Below are 2,571 nucleotides of genomic sequence, written 5' to 3'. Positions count from 1 at the left end.
ACAATTTTTGTACCTTTAATAGATTTTTGAGCTTTTTGATTGTCTCACTTTTTTGGGACTAATTCTCTGAGTATTTTTACTTATTTTTTCTTGAATGAGTTTATGCTACTTTATACTACATTTTGAAGTGCGGAGTGTCGGATATAAGCAACTCTTACCCCTATCATAGAACCTGTAATTTCATTTAGGCGGGTACTTCAATTTTACCCTGTCCGGCTAATCCAAAAGCGGCGTGAACCACTTGTAAGGCCCTGACTCCATCTTCCTGATTCACCACACAACTGATTTTTATATCAGAAGTAGCAATCATCAAAATATTAATTTTCTCCTTTGCTAAAGCTTCAAAAAAGCGTGCTGCTACCCCCGGTTGTCCTTCCATTCCTGAACCAACAATACTCACTTTGGCCACATCATTATTAACCACCACTTCCTGTAAACCCAAACTTTCCGATAGTTCTAAGAGGATTTTTTGGGCGGAATTAGCATCAGCTTGGGGCAAAGTAAAAGCGATATCCCGTCGGGGAATACCATCGACAATGCGACAGCGTTGGGATTGAATAATCATATCGACACTGACATTTTCTGCCGCTAAAAGCGAGAAAATTCTCGCCGCCATCCCCGGGCGATCGGGGACGTTACGAATAGCCATTTGGGCCTGATTATTATCTAGGGCCACTCCCCTGACTGGGACTAAATTGTTAGGGATTTCGCGATGGGCAACCTTAGCAGAATACTCCACTTGAAAAGCATCACAAAGGACTTTAATTGCTTTTTCTCCGTCCGCTTCATCGATGACACAACTGACTTTTACTTCGGAAGTGGAGATCATTTCGATATTAATTGCCGCTGCGGCCAAAGTGCTAAATATTTGGGCAGCAATTCCCGGCCGGCCGATCATACCCGCGCCGGTAATGGCGATTTTAGCGGCCCCGGATTCGATGATCACTTCCGCTTCCTCTGTATTAGTGGGATGGGAACGTAAAACTGGCGCGATCGCTTCGGACACGGATTGGGCTTTTTTCAAGGCATTTCCCATCACCGTAAAGGCGATATCGTTGCTGTCCCCCTCGTGAATCGATTGAATAATTAAATCCACGTCCACCTGTTGATGAGCGATTTCCCCGAATAAACGGGCAGCGATACCCGGACGATCAGGAACCCGTAAAAGCGAGATTTTCGCCTGATTGCCGTCAAATTCCACCGCATCCACTGCTTTTGTCAATTCCAATCCTTGCAGGGTGCGCGGTTTCGGTGCTGGGGATGTCACCCAAGTACCCGGATCCTCTGTCCAACTGGAGCGGACAACCAAGGGAACCCCGAAATTTTTAGCGATTTCCACCGCTCGCGGGTGGAGAACTTTCGCCCCTAAACTGGCTAATTCTAGCATCTCATCGCAGGTGATTTGGTCTAAAAGACGCGCTTCGGGGACTAAACGGGGGTCAGTGGTGAGAATACCGGGTACATCGGTGTAAATTTCGCAAAAATCGGCTTTTAAGGCGGCCGCTAGGGCCACGGCCGAGGTATCGGAACCACCGCGCCCTAGGGTGGTAATCTCTAGTTGATCGCTATCGCTAACACCTTGAAAACCGGCGACAACAACGACTTTACCCTCCGATAGATGACGGGAGAGGCGATCGGTTTTAATTTCTAAAATACGGGCGCGACTATGTTCGGATTCCGTGACAATTCCCACTTGAGCGCCGGTTAGGGAGATGGCCGGTTGTCCGATTTCCTCTAGGGCCATACTCATCAAGGCGATTGTTACCTGTTCCCCCGTGGATAATAACATATCCATCTCCCGGCGCGAGGGTTCGGCGGCGATTTGTTTGGCTAAATTGACCAATCCATCGGTGGTTTTACCCATGGCAGAAACGACCACCACCACGGTGTTTCCTGCTATTACCGTATTTTTGACCCGTTGAGCGACCGATTGAATGCGTTCCACGGAACCTACCGATGTACCACCGTATTTTTGGACAATTACAGCCATAGTTGTCAGCGCTAGAGACTTTCTATCTTTGATGAACTACGCTAATCCGCTTCGCTGAGATTAGCGTTTCCAAGACTAATCTCACAGATTTTGCGCTTCTGACGCTTCTAGCGGTAAACTTGCCATTCGAGTCCTGACGGCTCTACTAGGTAGCGGTTCTACCATCTGCATCTAACGACGCTAGTTCCTAACGCCGTGGCTAAATATTTAGTTTTAGCCAGAAATATCTAAGGGGACAAAACCTACTGTTAGACGCTGATTCTGGTATCAGGATACTGCCGTTAGCTGTATCTATCGAGGGTGGACTATTGCCGCCCAGTTGCCCAGGTGCTTCGATGCTACGGGTAGTCGTCTCCACGGCAAAGCGGGTACTTTATGTTATGCCTCGCACTAATTAGTATAGGATAGTTTGGCAATTTTCGGGGCATCGAACCCCTCAAGGTAATGATTCGGTAGTAGTGGCGTAGCCCTCTTGCTTACCTGGTATGAATTGTGTTAAATATTTATTAATAAAAATAATTGGAACCCGATCAGTCTTTAAACCTCTAGCTTGATCATGACTTTTCTGATAAATATCTTTT

1 protein-coding gene is annotated in these 2,571 nt (G+C 46.9%); it reads right to left on the bottom strand.

Features of this window, described 5'->3' with window-relative positions; translation table 11 throughout:
- Positions 1 to 184: 184 nt before the first annotated feature.
- The gene (locus tag IM456_RS16480; protein ID WP_149988139.1) at positions 185 to 1,990 is read right to left on the bottom strand and encodes an aspartate kinase; all 1,806 of its coding nucleotides are present in this window, start codon (positions 1,988 to 1,990) and stop codon (positions 185 to 187) included.
- Between the last annotated feature and the right edge of the window lie 581 nt (positions 1,991 to 2,571).

Origin of the sequence: Microcystis sp. M079S1 (genome assembly GCF_020246425.1) — a bacterium.
GTDB lineage: Bacteria > Cyanobacteriota > Cyanobacteriia > Cyanobacteriales > Microcystaceae > Microcystis > Microcystis aeruginosa.
The sequence above is the reverse complement of the archived record's forward strand: the minus strand, read 5'-3'. Positions and strand labels throughout refer to the sequence as shown.